1 rRNA gene is annotated in these 577 nt (G+C 56.3%); it reads left to right on the top strand.

Features of this window, described 5'->3' with window-relative positions:
• Positions 1–577: ribosomal RNA gene (locus DS839_RS35985) — 23S ribosomal RNA — on the top strand; the annotation flags it as partial.

Here is a 577-nt window from a genome sequence, read left to right on the forward strand (position 1 = left end):
GTCGGACATCAGGAGGTTAGTGCAATGGCATAAGCCAGCTTGACTGCGAGCGTGACGGCGCGAGCAGGTGCGAAAGCAGGTCATAGTGATCCGGTGGTTCTGAATGGAAGGGCCATCGCTCAACGGATAAAAGGTACTCCGGGGATAACAGGCTGATACCGCCCAAGAGTTCACATCGACGGCGGTGTTTGGCACCTCGATGTCGGCTCATCACATCCTGGGGCTGAAGCCGGTCCCAAGGGTATGGCTGTTCGCCATTTAAAGTGGTACGCGAGCTGGGTTTAGAACGTCGTGAGACAGTTCGGTCCCTATCTGCCGTGGGCGCTGGAGAACTGAGGGGGGCTGCTCCTAGTACGAGAGGACCGGAGTGGACGCATCACTGGTGTTCGGGTTGTCATGCCAATGGCACTGCCCGGTAGCTAAATGCGGAAGAGATAAGTGCTGAAAGCATCTAAGCACGAAACTTGCCCCGAGATGAGTTCTCCCTGACTCCTTGAGAGTCCTGAAGGAACGTTGAAGACGACGACGTTGATAGGCCGGGTGTGTAAGCGCAGCGATGCGTTGAGCTAACCGGAGA

It is taken from the genome of Taklimakanibacter deserti (genome assembly GCA_003574785.1).